This is a genomic window from Streptomyces sp. NPDC024017 (genome assembly GCF_040638895.1).
Classification (GTDB): Bacteria; Actinomycetota; Actinomycetes; order Streptomycetales; family Streptomycetaceae; genus Streptomyces.
In genome coordinates this window covers 702,201-717,940 of record NZ_JBEZYZ010000002.1, presented here as the reverse complement: position 1 = coordinate 717,940, position 15,740 = coordinate 702,201, and the positions used below count along the sequence as shown (strand labels likewise).

The 15,740-nt window shown below is 71.5% G+C and carries 15 protein-coding genes; 8 read left to right on the top strand and 7 right to left on the bottom strand.

All coding sequences use genetic code 11. The annotated features are described in order from the left end of the window. The first annotated feature begins 13 nt into the window (after nt 1-13). Both AB0G20_RS08080 and AB0G20_RS08075 read left to right on the top strand, forming a co-directional pair. Nucleotides 14-544 carry a PH domain-containing protein gene (locus tag AB0G20_RS08080; RefSeq protein WP_361297519.1) on the top strand — a complete coding sequence of 177 codons (531 nt, stop codon included), beginning with the start codon at nt 14-16 and terminating at the stop codon, nt 542-544. Then, nucleotides 541-1,875 carry a PH domain-containing protein gene (locus tag AB0G20_RS08075; RefSeq protein WP_361297516.1) on the top strand — a complete coding sequence of 445 codons (1,335 nt, stop codon included), beginning with the start codon at nt 541-543 and terminating at the stop codon, nt 1,873-1,875. Before AB0G20_RS08080 ends, AB0G20_RS08075 begins: the two co-directional genes overlap by 4 nt. A 59-nt stretch (nt 1,876-1,934) precedes the next feature. Here AB0G20_RS08075 and AB0G20_RS08070 read toward each other — a convergent pair whose 3' ends face one another. Together AB0G20_RS08070 and AB0G20_RS08065 are read right to left on the bottom strand one after the other, a co-directional pair. Beyond that, nucleotides 1,935-3,218: a hypothetical protein gene (locus tag AB0G20_RS08070; protein WP_361297513.1), complete on the bottom strand. Its 1,284-nt coding sequence runs from the start codon at nt 3,216-3,218 to the stop codon at nt 1,935-1,937. Between the two features lie 135 nt (nt 3,219-3,353). Further along, complete coding sequence (locus AB0G20_RS08065; protein ID WP_361297510.1) at nt 3,354-4,472, bottom strand: alpha/beta hydrolase-fold protein; 1,119 nt, start codon at nt 4,470-4,472, stop codon at nt 3,354-3,356. Between the two features lie 233 nt (nt 4,473-4,705). On the opposite strand from AB0G20_RS08065, the gene AB0G20_RS08060 reads away from it, so the two are divergent. The 6 genes from AB0G20_RS08060 (at nt 4,706) to AB0G20_RS08035 (ending at nt 9,761) form a co-directional block, all read left to right on the top strand. Further along, on the top strand, nt 4,706-6,541 hold the full coding sequence (locus AB0G20_RS08060) for a phosphatidylglycerol lysyltransferase domain-containing protein (protein ID WP_361297507.1): 1,836 nt from the start codon (nt 4,706-4,708) through the stop codon (nt 6,539-6,541). Between the two features lie 73 nt (nt 6,542-6,614). Then, nucleotides 6,615-7,505, top strand: coding sequence for a dihydropteroate synthase (gene folP, locus AB0G20_RS08055; RefSeq protein WP_361297504.1), 891 nt, complete (start codon nt 6,615-6,617; stop codon nt 7,503-7,505). Further along, nucleotides 7,502-8,008, top strand: coding sequence for a nuclear transport factor 2 family protein (locus tag AB0G20_RS08050; protein ID WP_031106701.1), 507 nt, complete (start codon nt 7,502-7,504; stop codon nt 8,006-8,008). Before folP ends, AB0G20_RS08050 begins: the two co-directional genes overlap by 4 nt. Before the next feature lie 237 nt (nt 8,009-8,245). Beyond that, entirely contained in the window at nt 8,246-8,605 is a 360-nt protein-coding gene (gene folB / locus AB0G20_RS08045) for a dihydroneopterin aldolase (protein ID WP_361297501.1), read from the top strand. Beyond that, entirely contained in the window at nt 8,602-9,213 is a 612-nt protein-coding gene (gene folK, locus AB0G20_RS08040; protein WP_361297499.1) for a 2-amino-4-hydroxy-6-hydroxymethyldihydropteridine diphosphokinase, read from the top strand. Before folB ends, folK begins: the two co-directional genes overlap by 4 nt. A 59-nt stretch (nt 9,214-9,272) precedes the next feature. Continuing rightward, complete coding sequence (locus AB0G20_RS08035; RefSeq protein ID WP_361297496.1) at nt 9,273-9,761, top strand: DUF3180 domain-containing protein; 489 nt, start codon at nt 9,273-9,275, stop codon at nt 9,759-9,761. A 12-nt stretch (nt 9,762-9,773) separates the two neighbouring features. Here the strand turns inward: AB0G20_RS08035 and folE are convergent, their stop codons facing one another. The 5 genes from folE to AB0G20_RS08010 all read right to left on the bottom strand — a co-directional run bounded on the left by folE (nt 9,774) and on the right by AB0G20_RS08010 (nt 15,715). Further along, nucleotides 9,774-10,379, bottom strand: a complete 606-nt coding sequence (gene folE, locus AB0G20_RS08030; RefSeq protein ID WP_361297493.1) for a GTP cyclohydrolase I FolE — start codon at nt 10,377-10,379, stop codon at nt 9,774-9,776. A 126-nt stretch (nt 10,380-10,505) separates the two neighbouring features. After that, a complete protein-coding gene (gene ftsH / locus AB0G20_RS08025) occupies nt 10,506-12,545 on the bottom strand; it encodes an ATP-dependent zinc metalloprotease FtsH (protein WP_361297490.1) in 2,040 nt (679 codons plus the stop codon). Between the two features lie 186 nt (nt 12,546-12,731). Further along, on the bottom strand, nt 12,732-13,292 hold the full coding sequence (hpt, locus tag AB0G20_RS08020) for a hypoxanthine phosphoribosyltransferase (protein WP_030845937.1): 561 nt from the start codon (nt 13,290-13,292) through the stop codon (nt 12,732-12,734). A gap of 61 nt (nt 13,293-13,353) precedes the next feature. Continuing rightward, nucleotides 13,354-14,388 carry a tRNA lysidine(34) synthetase TilS gene (gene tilS, locus AB0G20_RS08015; RefSeq protein ID WP_361297485.1) on the bottom strand — a complete coding sequence of 345 codons (1,035 nt, stop codon included), beginning with the start codon at nt 14,386-14,388 and terminating at the stop codon, nt 13,354-13,356. Nucleotides 14,389-14,584: 196 nt separating this feature from the next. Beyond that, nucleotides 14,585-15,715 (bottom strand): zinc-dependent metalloprotease, encoded by a 1,131-nt coding sequence (locus AB0G20_RS08010; protein WP_361297483.1) that lies wholly within the window; start codon nt 15,713-15,715, stop codon nt 14,585-14,587. Nucleotides 15,716-15,740 lie beyond the last annotated feature (25 nt).

Below are 15,740 nucleotides of genomic sequence, written 5' to 3'. Positions count from 1 at the left end.
GTACGCTGGCCCCATGGATACGGGGAGTCCGCACGAGGCGGGGCCGGACGGGCCGCGGGGCACGATCGAGGCCGTCGAGAACGAGCCGGTGTGGATCGCGCTGCCGCCCGGCCTGCTGAGGATGCGCCGACTGCTGCTGGTCGTGTGGCTCGGGCTGATCGCCCTGGCCGCCGGGCTGGTGCCGGGGCTGCTGGCCGGGCCCGCCTGGGCCGCCTTCGCGCTGCCGCCGCTGGCGCTGATGGCCTGGGGCTGGGTGATGATCGAGCGCAACTGGCGTTCCTGGCGGTACGCCGAGCGGGCCGACGACCTGCTGATCAGCCGTGGCGTGCTGTGGCGCGAGGAGACGGTCGTGCCGTACGGGCGGATGCAGCTGGTCGAGGTCACCTCCGGGCCCGTCGAGCGGCACTTCGGGCTGGCCAGCGTGCAGCTGCACACGGCCGCCGCGGCCACCGACGCGACCATCCCCGGCCTGGACCCGGCCGAGGCGGAGCGGCTGCGCGACCGGCTCACCGAGCTGGGCGAAGCCCGGTCGGCGGGGCTGTGACGGCGCCCGGGGCCGCCGAGGCCTCCAAGGCCGCCGCCGAGGTCACCGAGCGGCGGCTGCACCCCGTCACACCGCTGCGCCGCGCCTGGGCACCGGTCGCCGTGCTCATCGGCTGGGCCGTGCACGACCCCGACGGGGCGCAGCGCCATCTGACCCGGCTGACGACGACCACGCTGCTGATCGGCCTCGCCGTGCTCGTCCCGGCCGCCGCCCTCTACGGCTTCTGCTCCTGGTGGTTCACGCACTTCGCGGTGACCGAGAGCGAACTGCGCATCCGTACCGGACTCGTCTTCCGGCGCACCGCGCACATCCGGCTGGAGCGGGTCCAGGCCATCGACGTCACGCAGCCGCTGCTCGCCCGGGTCGCGGGCGTCGCCAAGCTCAAACTCGACGTCATAGGCACCGACAAGAAGGACGAACTGGCCTTCCTGGGCGCGGACGAGGCACGGTCGCTGCGGGCCGAACTGCTCGCCCGGGCGGCCGGTTTCGCCCCCCAGACCGCGCACGAGGTCGGCGAGGCCCCGTCCCGGCAGCTGCTGCGGGTGCCGCCGGGCGTCCTCGCCCTGTCGCTGGTGCTGACGGGCGCGACCTGGATGTCTCTGGCCGCGGCGCTCGTCGTCCCGCCGGTGCTGTGGCTGCTCACCCACAGCCTGTGGACGGTCCTCGCGGTCGCCCTGCCGCTGCTGGGCGCGGCGGGCGCGAGCAGCGTCGGACGGTTCGTCGCCGAGTACGACTGGACGGTGGGCGAGTCGCCCGACGGGCTGCGCATCGACCACGGTCTGCTGGACCGGGCCCATGAGACGGTGCCGCCGGGACGCGTCCAGACCGTGCGGATCGTCGAACCGCTGCTGTGGCGGCGGCGCGGCTGGGTGCGCGTGGAACTGGACGTGGCGGGCTCGTCCAACTCCGTGCTGGTGCCGGTCGCTCCGCGCGAGATCGCCGAGGACGTCGTGGCGCGCGTGCTGCCCGGGGTGAGCGTGCCGGGGCCCGAGGCCCTGTCGCCGGCGCCGCGCAGCGCCCGCTGGTGCGTGCCCCTGTGGTGGCGCGGCTACGGACTGGCGGTCACGGACGCGGTGTTCGCGGCCCGGTCCGGGCTGCTGCGGCGGGACCTGGCGCTGGTGCCGCACGCCAAGGTGCAGAGCGTGCGGATGACGCAGGGGCCGTGGGAGCGGGCCCGGGGCGTCGCCGACGTGTGTGTGGACACGGGCGCGAACAAGACGGTGCGGGCCCGGCTGCGGGACGCGGCCGAGGCGCGCGAGCTGCTGGCGGCCCAGGCGGAGCGGTCCCGGACCGGACGCAGGGACGCGCGCCCGGACCGCTGGATGGCATGACTCCCCGAACGCCGAAGGCCCCCCGGCCGTAGCCGGGGGGCCTTCCGTCACCACGGGCCTCAGGACACCGCGCTGCGCAGTCCCTGTACGTCGATCTGCTCCGTCTCGTCGTGCGCCGTCAGGTCGATGACCTGGCCGATACCGCGCGACTCCTCGTCGGCCGGCTTGTAACGGGCCTCGGTCTCGGCCTTGTGCAGGGCGAGCGCCTCCTGGCCGACCACATCGGCGAGATCCTCGTTCTGCACGGCCTCCAGGGCCGCCGGAGAGGTGTCGGGCTTCGTGCCGAAGAAGTCGAAGCCTCCCTCGGCCAGCGGACGCCGCACCGGCGGCTGCGGCGCGACGGCCACGGCGGTCGGCACGGTGTAGTGACCGGCGAGCCGGCCTCCGGGCCGCTCGGGCCGCGCGGACTCGGGGAGTTGCTCGGTCTCACCGGCCGAAGCGGAGTCCTCCGCGGCCGGCACGGAGGTCTCACCGACCGGCAGGGAGGTCTCAGCGGCCGGCACCAAAGGCTCGCCGGCCGGCTCGGAGGTCTCGGCGGCCGCGCGCTCGTGCCCGTCGACCGCCTCGGACTGCCCCTGCGCCTCGTGCTCCCGCGTCTGCTCCCGCTGCTCCGCCTGCTCCTGCTTCGGCTCCTGCGCGGGCTCCGCGTCCTCGCCCTTCGGTACGCCGTCGCCGTCGCCGCCACCGTCCGGGTCCGGGACCGTCTCACCGTCGAACCGGGCGAGTGCCGCGGCGGCCCGCAGGAACAGCCGGGACCCCTCGGGCGAGAACACGGCGGGAACCGCGGGCTCGTCCTCGACGGTGAGAGCGGCCGGCGCGGCGTCCTGCTCCGGCGCGGCGTCCGCGGTGTCCGTCGCCCCCGCGGGCAGCGCGGCACGGACCGGAGCCGTCGCCTCTATCTCGAGCACCCGGCGTTCCTCCAGGACGCTCGCGCGTTCGGCCTCCGCCGTGGCGTACCGGCGCAGCAGCGCGGCGTGCTCGTTGCGCAGCCCGGCCAGTTCCGTGCGCTTGGCGCGCAGCCGCTGCTCCAGCTTCCCGCGCAGCTCGCGCGACTCCTCGAGGTCGGCCTCCAGTTCGGCGACCCGCTCCTCGAAGCGCCACTCGTCGCTCGCACGCGCGCGCGTGAGGTCGGCGACGCGCTTGCCCGCCTGGGTGTCCCAACGGCGCAGCACGACCGCGCCGATGACCGCCGTCGCCGCGGCGGCCGCGGCCAGACCGCGGAGCACCATCGGCTCCGTGAACACCCAGGGCCCCAGGGCGCAGACGAGGGAGACGCCTGCGATCGCCGACGGGGGCAGCATCCTGTGCAGGGGCGGGGAATGGCGGTGACGTCCACGTGGCATGGCCAGAAACTTACCGCGCGTAGGCGAATCATGGTGACCCACCCCGCAAAAACAAAGCCACACCGAAACGTTCACACGGCATCAGAACTCGGGAAGAACCGGAATCGACCGCTCATCCAATTCCCAAGATCATTTTCAACGCCCGCTCAGCCGCCCGCTCATCCACTCCAGGGCCGCCGGAATCTCGCGCCTCCAGGTGTTGAAGTTGTGCCCGCCGCTTTCGAGGATGATCGACGAGATCCGCGTCCGCCCGTTGCCCTTCACCCGGTCTATGAACTTCAGCGTGTCCTTGTAGTTGCTCTCCCCCCGCCTGCTGCTGCTGACCAGCAGGGACGTGTCGGGAGCGGGCGTGTGCGCGAGGTACCACCACAGGTCGGCGCGATTGCGCAGCGCCTTGTCGCCCTGGAAGAGATCGCCTGTCGTGGCGTCGATCGGCGCCTTGTAGTACGCCGACAGGCCCGCCCCGGCCGCATACACATCGGGATGGTGCAGGGCGATCTTCAACGCGCAGTAGCCGCCCGTGGAGTTGCCGATGATGCCCAGACCGCCCGGCTTTTCGGCCACCCTGTAGTGCGTGCGCAACGCGTCGGGGAGATCCTTCGCGAAGAACGACTCGGTCTGCGGACCACCCGGGATGTCGACGCACTCCGTGTCCCGGGGCGGCGCCACCGTGGGCCGCAGCATCACGAGGATCATCGGCTTCGCCCGGCCCGCCCGGGCCAGTTCCAGAGCCGTACGCGGATAGTGGAGCTTCTCCACCAGCGCCGACGCCGTACCCGGGTAACCCGTCAGCACGACGGCCGTGGGAAACCGGTGGGTGCGGTACCGCGACTGGAAGTACTCCGGCGGCAGATAGACGTACGCGGGCGTGGCGATGTTGGTCGTACGGCCCACGATGTCGACCTGCTGGACCCGGCCGCCGGCCCGGGACAGCGCACCGCCCGCCCCCGGCACCCGGCGCGAGCCGACCACCTCCAGCGGGCCGCCGCCAGGCGTGTGGTCGACGACCACGCCCTGGTCCTTCTCCTGCCCGAACAGGTCCGCCCAGCTCGCGTAGAACCCGAAGGCCTGGTTGGCGGCGAGGCCCACCGCGGCGAACAGCGCCACCTGGGTGGCCAGCAGCAGGCCGACCCGTCCGCCCACGGCACGCCAGCTGCGCCGGGCCAGTCGTGGCCACAGCCAGACGGTGCCGGCGAACAGCAGCACGGCGGACAGCACCGCCAGTACCAGCACCTTGTTGCTCGTCAGACCCATGCGTTGGTTACCTGTCCGCGCTCTCCGTCCGGACCGGCCCCGCGATCACACTTTCGCAAGGGCTTGTCCCGGACTTTCCTTGGCCTTTGAAACGGCTTTGACGTGGGGAGTGAACCTCTTCCCCCGAGACACCGTCCTAGAGGGCGCAATGTCGCCGGATGCCCGAATCGGCACCGGATCCAAGGTCTCTCGCAGAACTACGGGATGCGATGTCTGTCAGGACAGATGAGGAAATGTCGGGCGAGGTTCCGAGTCGCAGCAGCGGCACGACCCGTCCGGGCCGGGTGAGCCGGATACTGCGCGGGCCACGCCCCGAGGCCGTCCCCGTCCTCGTCGGCAGAGCCTGCGCCCTGGTGGGCGTCCTGGACATCGCCGCGGGCGTCTTCCCCCGCTTCCGGCACAGCCGGATGCACGCCATCGCCGAGGTCCTGCCCGGCGCGCTCGGCCCGTTCGCGGCCGCCCTGTCCCTCAGCACCGGCGTGCTGTTGCTGCTGCTCGCCCACGGCCTCAAGCGCGGCAAGCGCCGGGCCTGGCGGGCCGCCGTGGCGCTCCTGCCCGCCGGTGCCGTCGCGCAGTTCACCTACCGGCACTCGCTCGTGGGCGTCCTGATCTCCCTGGCACTGCTGGCACCCCTGCTGCGCCACCGCGACCAGTTCAACGCCCTGCCCGACCCGCGCAGCCGCTGGCGGGCCCTGGCCAACTTCGTGCTCATGAGCGCCGGTTCGCTCCTGCTCGGACTGCTCATCGTCAGCGTCCACGGCGAGCGCATCATCGGCGACCCGAGCCTCGCCGACCGCATCACCCACGTCATCTACGGCCTGTTCGGCTTCGAGGGCCCGGTCGACTACCAGGGCACCACCTCCTGGACCGTCGCCTTCTCCCTCGGCGCCCTCGGCCTGCTCACCGCCGTCACCACCATCTACCTGGCCTTCCGCCCCGAACACCCGGCCGCACAGCTCACCGAGGAGGACGAGGCCCGGCTGCGCGCCCTGCTGGAGAGGCACGGACGCCGCGACTCCCTCGGCCACTTCGCGCTGCGCCGCGACAAGGCCGTCGTCTTCTCCCCCAGCGGCAAGGCGGCGGTGACCTACCGCGTGGTCTCCGGCGTGATGCTCGCCAGTGGCGACCCGATCGGCGACGTCGAGGCCTGGCCCGGCGCCATCGAACGCTTCATGGACGAGGCCAAGGCCCACTCCTGGACCCCCGCCGTCATGGGCTGCTCCGAGACCGGCGGCGAGGTGTGGACCCGTGAGACCGGGCTCGACGCCCTCGAACTGGGCGACGAGGCGGTGGTGGACGTCGCGGATTTCTCTCTCGCCGGCCGCGCGATGCGCAACGTGCGCCAGATGGTCAAGCGCATCGAGCGCGCCGGTTACGAAACCCGGGTCCGACGTGTCCGTGACCTCGGCGAGGCCGAGCTGGAGCGCATCCGGCAGGCCGCCGACGACTGGCGCGGCACCGACACCGAACGCGGCTTCTCCATGGCGCTGGGCCGCGTCGGCGACCCCGCCGACGGCGACTGCCTCATCGCCACCGCCCACAAACAGGACGACCACCCGGGCCCCTACGGCGACCTGAAGGCGATCCTGCACTTCGTGCCGTGGGGCACCGACGGCGTCTCCCTGGACCTGATGCGCCGCGACCGCTCGGCCGACCCCGGCATGAACGAACTGCTCATCGTGGCCGCCCTCCAGGCCGCCCCCAGGTTCGGCATCGAACGGGTCTCCCTCAACTTCGCCATGTTCCGCGCGGCACTGGCCCGCGGCGAGAAGATCGGTGCCGGGCCGGTGCTGCGCGCCTGGCGCGGACTGCTGGTCTTCCTCTCCCGCTGGTTCCAGATCGAGTCCCTGTACAAGTTCAACGCCAAGTTCCGGCCGCGCTGGGAGCCCCGCTTCGTCGTCTACCGCGCCTCCGCCGACCTGCCCCGCATCGGTTTCGCCGCCATGCAGGCCGAGGGCTTCGTCACCCTCGCCCCGCCCCTGCCGCGCTTCCTGCGCCGCCGGCGGCTGGCCACCCCCCGGCCGTGCGCCCACGGCACCACGGCGGAGCGGGACGTCCAGGCTGCGTGACCCGGCCCCCGCAACGGGGCCGTCACCCGGGCCGCAGCGCCTGACGGCCCCCGCCGGGGCCTACGCTGAACATATGAGCAACCAGAGCGGACGCGGGCGAGTGGCCGGCCTACCCGAATGGGACCGCTGCGCGGTCATGGGAGTCGTGAACGTCACCCCCGACTCCTTCTCCGACGGCGGCCGCTTCTTCGACACCACGGCCGCCGTCAAACGCGGCCTCGATCTGGTCACCGAGGGCGCGGACCTCGTCGACGTGGGCGGCGAGTCCACCCGCCCCGGCGCCAGCCGGGTCGACGAGGACGAGGAACTGCGCCGCGTCCTCCCCGTCGTCCGCGGCCTGGCCTCCGAGGGCGTCACGGTCTCCGTCGACACGATGCGCGCCTCCGTCGCCGAACGGGCCCTCGCGGCCGGTGCCGCCCTCGTCAACGACGTCAGCGGCGGTCTCGCCGACCCCCGCATGATCCCGGCCGTCGCCGACGCCGGAGCCCCCTTCGTCGTCATGCACTGGCGCGGCTTCCTCCAAGGCGGCAACGTCAGGGGCGAGTACGCCGACGTCGTTACCGAGGTCGTCGACGAACTGCACGCGCGCGTGGCGGCCGTCCTGGCCGGCGGCATCGCCCCCGACCGCGTCGTCGTCGACCCCGGCCTCGGCTTCTCCAAGGACGCCGAGCACGACCTCGCCCTCCTCGCGGGCCTCGACCGGGTCCTCGACCTCGGCCACCCGCTGCTCGTCGCCGCCTCCCGCAAACGCTTCCTCGGCCGGGTCCTCGCCGGTCCCGACGGCCCCCCACCGCCCGCACGCGAACGCGACGCGGCCACCGCCGCCGTCTCCGCACTCGCGGCGCACGCCGGCGCGTGGGCGGTCCGCGTCCACGAGGTGCGCGCCACGGCCGACGCCGTCAGGGTCGCCCGCGCCATCGCGGGAGCGCGCACAACGGGCACCGGCGCAGAAGGAACCCGGTGAGCGCCCCGCACACCGACGTCGAGCAGGTCGAAGCCGCCAACACCGCCTTCTACGAGGCACTGGAGCAGGGCGACTTCGAGGAACTGGCGTCGCTCTGGCTGACCCCCGCCGACCTGGGCGTCGACGAGTCCTACCACGACCCTGCCGACACCGGCGTGGTCTCCTGCGTGCACCCCGGCTGGCCCGTGCTGACCGGCCGCGGCGAGGTCCTCAGGTCGTACGCGCTGATCATGGCGAACACCGACTACATCCAGTTCTTCCTGACCGACGTGCACGTCTCGGTCACCGGCGACACCGCCCTGGTGAACTGCACCGAGAACATCCTCAGCGGCGGCCCCGCCCCCGAGGGCGCCGGCGAGGAGCTCGGCCCGCTCGTCGGGCAGCTCGTGGTCGCCACCAACGTGTTCCGGCGCACGCCCCAGGGGTGGAAACTCTGGTCGCACCACGCTTCCCCCGTCCTCGCCGAAACCGACGAGGACGAGCAGGACGACACCCCCGCCTGAGTGGGTAGGCGCCAGGACGTGGTTGGAATCACGGACGCCCGGGTAGGGGCGGCTACCTACCTGTGCACCGACGGGTTCCCCAGGGGAAACGCTGGATGAATCCTGCCGGGCCCGGCCGGAGCCCCCACCCCCGTGGCCCGGTCCCGTCCGTGCCCGCAGGTAGATTCGACTGAGGCCGGTGTGCCGACCGCACCCGGCACCGACCGGCCCTGACCGACGATTGCAGGAGTGATTCGCGTGGATCGTGTCGCGCTGCGCGGCCTGAAGGCCCGTGGGCACCACGGCGTGTTCCCCGAGGAACGCGAAGAGGGCCAGACCTTCGTCGTGGACCTCGTCCTCGGCCTGGACACCCGACCGGCCGCGGCCGACGACGACCTGGCGAAGACCGTGCACTACGGCATCGTGGCGGAGGAGGTCGTGGCCGTCGTCCAAGGCGAGCCCGTCGACCTCATCGAGACGCTCGCCGAGCGCATCGCCCAGGTCTGTCTGAAGCACGAAGTGGTCCAGGAGGTCGAGGTCTGCGTCCACAAGCCGGACGCCCCGATCACCGTCCCCTTCGACGACGTGACCGTCACCATCACCCGGAGCCGAGCATGACCGCGCCCTTCATCAAGGGTCCCAGCGACCCGACCGTTCAGCCGGTACCCGCCTCCGTCGTCGAGAAGGTCGACGCCGCCGACACGACCCTGTCCAATCCCAAATGGGCCGTGGTCGCTCTCGGGTCCAACCTGGGCAACCGCCTGGAGACCCTCCAGGGAGCCGTCGACGCCCTCGGGGACACGCCCGGCCTCCGCATCAAGGGTGTCTCCCCGGTCTACGAGACCGAGCCCTGGGGCGTGGACCCCGGCAGCCAGCCCGCCTACTTCAACGCCGTCGTGGTCCTCAAGACCACCCTCCCGCCGTCCTCGCTCCTGGAGCGCGCGCACGCGGTCGAGGAGGCCTTCCACCGCGTGCGGGACGAACACTGGGGCCCCCGCACCCTCGACGTCGACATCGTCTCCTACGCCGATGTCGTCTCCGACGACCCGCAGCTCACCCTCCCCCACCCCCGCGCCCACGAACGCGCCTTCGTCCTGGCCCCCTGGCACGACCTGGACCCCGAGGCCCAGCTGCCCGGCCGCGGTCCCGTCGCCGCTCTCCTCGACACCGTCACCCGCGACGGGGTGGCGCCCCGCAAGGATCTGGAACTCCGGCTGCCCGAATAGCCGTTAAGGTCAAGACGGCCGCGAACCGGGCCGGAAGCCGGGGGAACCGAAGGGACACCGTGAGAGAGCTGCGTATCAGGGTGCTGGCCGGCGTCTTCGTCGTGGCCGGCGTCCTGTCCTGGGCGGGCGCCCGCCTGTGGAACTCGGTCGGAACGCTCCCGAGCGTCCCGCTGGCCGCCCCCATCGTCCTGGCCGTGATCGCCGTGGTCCTGCTGGCCACGGCGCTCTCGATCCGCGCCCGTCTCAAGGCCCAGCGCGAGCGCCGCCCCGAAGCCAAGGGCGTCGACCCCCTCATGGCGGCCCGTGCGGTCGTCTTCGGGCACGCCAGCGCCCTGGTCGCCGCCCTGGTCGCCGGCATGTACGGCGGCACGGGCGTCTTCCTCCTGGAGTCCCTCGACATCCCCGCCCGCCGCGACCAGGCCGTCTACGCGGGCTTCTCCGTCCTCGCGGGCATCGCCGTCATAGCGGCCGCCATCTTCCTGGAGCGCGTCTGCAAGCTCCCGGAGGACGACGAAAGCGACGGCACGGGGGCGGCGCCGACGGTGTGAGGCGGGGCCGGGTCAGCGGGCCATGATGAGGCTCATGGCCTCGTTGCGGGTCGCCGGGTCGCGCAGCTGCCCCCGGACCGCCGAGGTGATCGTCTTCGCGCCCACCTTCCGGACTCCGCGCATCGACATGCACATGTGTTCGCACTCGACGACGACGATCACGCCGCGCGGCTCCAGGATCTCCATCAGGGAGTCGGCGATCTGCGTGGTGAGTCGTTCCTGCACCTGCGGGCGCCGGGCATAGACGTCCACGAGCCGGGCGAGCTTCGACAAGCCTGTGATCTTGCCTTCGACGGACGGGATGTAGCCGACGTGCGCGACGCCGACGAACGGCACGAGATGGTGTTCGCAGGAGCTCAGGACTTCGATGTCCTTCACGAGGACCATCTCGTCGTGCCCTAGGTCGAACGTCGTGGTCAGCACGTCCTCGGGCTTCTGCCACAGCCCCGCGAATATCTCCCTGTACGCCCGCGCCACCCGCGCCGGCGTCTCCCTCAGACCCTCGCGGTCCGGGTCCTCGCCGACCGCGATCAGCAGTTCGCGTACGGCGTTCTCGGCGCGCTTCTCGTCGAACTCGCCGATGTGGCCCTCGCCGTCCAGCGTCACGGGGTCGGTCATCTGGTGCCTCGTTCCTGTGTCCTTCACGGTGGGCCTGCGGAATATGGCGCAAAGCCGCGCCCCCCAGGCTAAAACCTGGGGGGCGCGGCATCCATTCCGGGGCCGGTGGGCCGGCCGAGAACCCGGTCAGCTCTCGGGGCGGTCCTCCGGGGTCCGCTCGGGCGCCGGGGCGGGCTCCGCCACGGTGCTCTTCGCGGTGGAGATGACCGGCGTCGCGCCGTTCGCCCCGTTCGTCAGGGCCAGCTCCTTGGGGGAGAGGACCGGCGGGCGGGTGGACGGCGTACGGCGGGAGGAGCCGGTCCAGGCGGGCCTGGGCGGGCGCTTGACGATCGGCGCGAAGATCTCGGCGATCTCCTCCTTGCCCAGCGTCTCCTTCTCCAGCAGCTGCAGCACGAGGTTGTCGAGGACGTCGCGGTTCTCGACCAGGATCTCCCAGGCCTCGTTGTGCGCGGTCTCGATGAGCTTCTTGACCTCTTCGTCCACGAGCGCGGCGACCTCTTCCGAGTAGTCGCGCTGGTGAGACATCTCACGGCCGAGGAACGGCTCGGTGTTGTCGCCACCGAACTTGATCGCGCCGAGACGCTCGGTCATGCCGTACTGCGTGACCATCGCGCGGGCCAGACCGGTGGCCTTCTCGATGTCGTTGGCGGCACCCGTGGTCGGGTCGTGGAAGACGAGCTCCTCGGCCGCGCGGCCGCCCAGCATGTAGGCCAGCTGGTCCAGCATCTCGTTGCGCGTGGTCGAGTACTTGTCCTCGTCCGGCAGCACCATCGTGTAGCCGAGGGCGCGGCCTCTCGACAGGATCGTGATCTTGTGGACGGGATCGGAGTTCGGCGAAGCCGCCGCGACCAGGGCGTGCCCGCCCTCGTGGTACGCGGTGATCTTCTTCTCCTTGTCCGACATGATCCGGGTCCGCTTCTGCGGGCCCGCGACCACACGGTCGATCGCCTCGTCGAGCATGTGGTTGTCGATCAGCTTCTTGTCGCTGCGGGCCGTCAGCAGGGCGGCCTCGTTCAGCACGTTGGCCAGATCGGCACCCGTCATGCCGGGCGTACGGCGGGCCATGGCCGACAGGTCGACGTCGGGCGCGACCGGCTTGCCCTTCTGGTGGACCTTGAGGATCTCCAGACGGCCCTGCATGTCCGGGCGGTCGACGGCGATCTGCCGGTCGAAACGGCCGGGGCGCAGCAGCGCCGGGTCGAGGATGTCGGGCCGGTTCGTCGCGGCGATGAGGATCACGCCGCCCTTGACGTCGAAGCCGTCCATCTCGACGAGGAGCTGGTTCAGGGTCTGCTCGCGCTCGTCGTGACCGCCGCCGAGGCCGGCGCCGCGGTGGCGGCCGACCGCGTCGATCTCGTCGACGAAGACGATCGCCGGGGCGTTCGCCTTGGCCTGCTCGAACAGGTCTCGGACTCGGGAGGCACCGACACCGACGAACATCTCGACGAAGTCGGAACCGGAGATCGAGTAGAAGGGGACGCCCGCCTCGCCCGCGACGGCACGCGCGAGCAGGGTCTTGCCGGTGCCGGGAGGCCCGTAGAGCAGGACGCCCTTGGGGATCTTGGCGCCGACGGCCTGGAACTTGGCCGGCTCCTGGAGGAACTCCTTGATCTCGTGGAGCTCCTCGACGGCCTCGTCGGATCCGGCGACGTCGGAGAAGGTCGTCTTGGGGGTGTCCTTGGTGATGAGCTTCGCCTTGGACTTCCCGAAGTTCATGACCCGGGAGCCGCCGCCCTGCATCTGATTCATCAGGAACAGGAACACGACCACGATCAGCACGAAGGGCAGCAGGGAGAGCAGGATGCCGACGAACGGGTTCTGCTTGGACGGCGAGACCGTGTAGCCGTCCGGGATCTGCTTGTCCTGGTACTTGTTCTGCAGCGTGTTGGCGAGGTCAACGCCTTGGGTGCCGATGTAGCTCGCCTGAATCTTCGAGCTGTCCTCGACCTTTACGCCGTCCTTGAGCGTGACCTTGATGATCGACTCGTCACCGGTGGTGAGCTTGGCCGACTCGACCTTGTTCTGGTTGATCGCCTGGACGACCTGGCCGGTGTCCACCGTCTTGTAGCCGCCGGACGAGCCGACGACCTGCATCAACACGACCACGGCAAGGACGGCCAGCACGATCCACATGACCGGCCCACGGAAGTATCGCTTCACGTCCATCCATACGGAGCGGTGCCGCCCCGTCCCTCCTGCCATAGTGAGTTTGATAAAGACTGTTCTTCGGACGGTACCCCAGCATTGTCACCTGAAGCCGCGTGGGACAGCTGGCGATCCGCCTACGCCTGCTCCAACGGCGGGAAGCCCGCTGGGGTTCCCGATCACCGTGACGGCACTCCGGCCGGAATTTCAGCCGCCGTACACGTGGGGCGCGAGCGTACCGACGAACGGGAGGTTGCGGTACTTCTCGGCGTAGTCGAGGCCGTAGCCCACGACAAATTCGTTGGGGATGTCGAAGCCGACCCATTCCACGTCGATGGCGACCTTCGCGGCCTCGGGCTTGCGCAGCAGCGTGCACACCTTGAGGGAGGCGGGCTCGCGCGAGCCGAGGTTGGAGAGAAGCCAGGACAGGGTCAGGCCGGAGTCGATGATGTCCTCGACGATCAGGACGTGCTTGCCCTTGATGTCGGTGTCGAGGTCCTTGAGGATCCGCACCACACCGGAGGACTGGGTGCCCGCCCCGTACGAGGATACGGCCATCCAGTCCATGGTGACGGGGGTGGACAGCGCCCGGGCGAGGTCGGCCATGACCATCACCGCGCCCTTGAGGACTCCGACGATCAGCAGGTCCTTGCCCGCGTACTCCGCGTCGATCTTCGCGGCCAGCTCGGCCAGCTTGGCGTCGATCTCTTCCTTGGTGATGAGCACCTTCTCGAGGTCGGCACCCATGTCTTTCGCGTCCACCCGCATCACTTTCGGTCGTCCAACCGGCCGATCGGCCCCTCCGCCGGCTGCGGGGAGGGGTCGTGGTTCAGCCTTGCCGAATCACCAGTCTGCCACCCTGCCGCCGGGCCACGACTTTGCCGGGGAGATTGATGGCTCCCTGACCGCGCCAACCGGTGATCAGCCGGTCGATTTCCTCGATGTGTCGGGCGAACAGCGAGCCGGCGGGCGCACCGGCCGCGATGGCGGCCCGGCGCAGGATGCGGCGGCGTACGGCGGGCGGCAGGGCGTAGAGCTTGGCGCACTCCAGGAGTCCGGCGGCGTCACGGACGGTGGCCTCGGCCTGGCCGGCCCAGGAGTCGAGGGCGTCGGCGTCGTCGCGGGAGAGCTGGGCCGTACGGGCGAGGGCCTCGACGACGCCCTTGCCGAGGGCCTTCTCCAGGGCGGGCAGACCCTCGTGGCGCAGCCGGGAGCGGGTGTAGGCCGGGTCGGCGTTGTGGGGGTCGTCCCAGACGGGCAGGGACTGGACCATGCAGGCCTTGCGGGCGGTCTGCCGGTCGAGTTGCAGGAAGGGGCGCCGGTAACGGCCGCCCCCCGAGACCGCGGCCATTCCGGACAGGGACCGGATGCCGGAGCCGCGGGCGAGGCCGAGCAGGACGGTTTCGGCCTGGTCGTCGCGGGTGTGGCCGAGCAGGACGGCGGCGGCGCCGTGGCGTTCGGCGGCGGTGTCGAGTGCGGCGTAGCGGGCGTCGCGGGCGGCGGCTTCGGGTCCGCCGGCGCGGCCGACGGTAACGGCGACGGAGTCGACCGGGTCGAGGCCGAGTTCGCGCAGGCGCTGGACGACTTCCGCGGCGCGGGCGTCGGAGCCGGGCTGGAGGCCGTGGTCGACGGTGACGCCGCCGGCTCTGATGCCGAGCTTGGGTGACTCGAAGGCGAGGGCGGAGGCGAGAGCCATGGAGTCGGCGCCGCCGGAGCACGCCACGAGCACGAGCGGCGGGGGCGGCGGCTCGTGCGGGGAGGCGTGCGGGACCGCGGCGGGGGCGCGGTGGTGCTCGGTGAGGAGGTCGTGGAGGACGCGGCGGACCGCCAGGCGTATCGCCGCGACCGCAGGATGGGGACCCATGTCCGGTTCCCTTCATGAAGTTTTCGGGGGGTGAGCCCGCGTGTCGGTCACGCAGAGTGTGTAGATGGTGACAGAACCGGGCCGTTCCCCGAGCATTGCACGCCTACCCCTGCCTCACGGTCCCTCGGACGGGTGATTGGAGGGGCGTTCGCCTGCCGTCGGCCGGTTTCCTTTCACGACCTTCCCGCGATGTTCACTACTCGGCCTTGCGATGCACCCGCGCGACCCAGTCCGCCGGTTTGGCGATCTCCGACTTGGTGGGGAGGGTGTTGGGCGAGGTCCACACGCGGTTGAAGCCGTCCATGCCGACCTCGTCGACGACGGCCCGCACGAAGCGTTCGCCGTCCCGGTACTGGCGGAGTTTGGCGTCCAGGCCGAGCAGCTTGCGCAGGGCCAGGTCCAGGCGGGAGGCGCCCTTGGCGCGGCGCTGCTGGAACTTCTCGCGGATCTCCCCGACGGTCGGTACGACGTCCGGCCCGACGCCGTCCATCACGAAGTCGGCGTGGCCCTCCAGCAGGGACATGACGGCCGTGAGGCGGCCGAGGATCTCACGCTGGGCGGGGGTCTGGACGATCTCGACGAGGGAGCGGCCGCCGTCGTCCTCCTCGGCCTCGGGGCGGCCCCCGGCGAGGGTCTGGGCGGCTTCCCGGACGCGTTCCAGGACGGTCATGGGGTCGACGTCCGTCTCCTCCAGGAACGACTGGATTTCACCCCCGAGGTGGTCCCGCAGCCAGGGCACGGCGGTGAACTGGGTGCGGTGCGTCTCCTCGTGCAGGCAGACCCAGAGCCTGAAGTCGTGCGGGTCGACGTCGAGTTCGCGCTCCACGTGGACGATGTTCGGGGCGACGAGCAGGAGCCGGCCGCCGCCACCCGGGCCGCCGGAGGGGAGTTCGCGGGTGGCCGGGGCGAAGGTCTCGTACTGGCCGAGGACGCGGGAGGCCAGGAAGGACAGCAGCATGCCGAGTTCGACGCCGGTGACCTTGCCGCCGACGGCGCCCATGACCGCGCTGCCGGGGGTGTTGCCGCGTCGTTCCTGCATCTTGTCGAGCAGGGGCCTGAGGATTTCCCGGAACCCGGCGACGTTCGCCCGGATCCAGCCCGGTCGGTCGACGACGAGGACGGGGGTGTCGTGCCCCTCCTCGGTGCCCAGACGGGTGAATCCGCGGACGTGTTCCTCCGAGGCCTTGGCATGCCGGCGCAGCTCCGCGACGACGGCCCGGGCCTCGTCGCGACTGACCTCGGGGCCCGGCCGTACGAGCCGGGTCGCGGTCGCGACCGCGAGATTCCAGTCGACCATGCCGGTTGAAGCACCACCGATGCTCGTCATGCGTCAACCGTACGTGAGCGCCGCC

What these genes read in the sequence shown, in the direction of transcription:
- AB0G20_RS08060 (WP_361297507.1), top strand. Translation starts at nt 4,706, where the DNA reads ATGTCGGGCGAGGTTCCGAGTCGCAGCAGCGGCACGACCCGTCCGGGC.
- AB0G20_RS08065 (WP_361297510.1), bottom strand. Translation starts at nt 4,472, where the DNA reads ATGGGTCTGACGAGCAACAAGGTGCTGGTACTGGCGGTGCTGTCCGCC.
- folE (WP_361297493.1), bottom strand. Translation starts at nt 10,379, where the DNA reads ATGACCGACCCCGTGACGCTGGACGGCGAGGGCCACATCGGCGAGTTC.
- ftsH (WP_361297490.1), bottom strand. Translation starts at nt 12,545, where the DNA reads ATGGACGTGAAGCGATACTTCCGTGGGCCGGTCATGTGGATCGTGCTG.
- tilS (WP_361297485.1), bottom strand. Translation starts at nt 14,388, where the DNA reads ATGGGTCCCCATCCTGCGGTCGCGGCGATACGCCTGGCGGTCCGCCGC.
- AB0G20_RS08010 (WP_361297483.1), bottom strand. Translation starts at nt 15,715, where the DNA reads ATGACGAGCATCGGTGGTGCTTCAACCGGCATGGTCGACTGGAATCTC.
- AB0G20_RS08080 (WP_361297519.1), top strand. Translation starts at nt 14, where the DNA reads ATGGATACGGGGAGTCCGCACGAGGCGGGGCCGGACGGGCCGCGGGGC.
- AB0G20_RS08070 (WP_361297513.1), bottom strand. Translation starts at nt 3,218, where the DNA reads ATGCCACGTGGACGTCACCGCCATTCCCCGCCCCTGCACAGGATGCTG.
- folP (WP_361297504.1), top strand. Translation starts at nt 6,615, where the DNA reads ATGAGCAACCAGAGCGGACGCGGGCGAGTGGCCGGCCTACCCGAATGG.
- folK (WP_361297499.1), top strand. Translation starts at nt 8,602, where the DNA reads ATGACCGCGCCCTTCATCAAGGGTCCCAGCGACCCGACCGTTCAGCCG.
- hpt (WP_030845937.1), bottom strand. Translation starts at nt 13,292, where the DNA reads ATGCGGGTGGACGCGAAAGACATGGGTGCCGACCTCGAGAAGGTGCTC.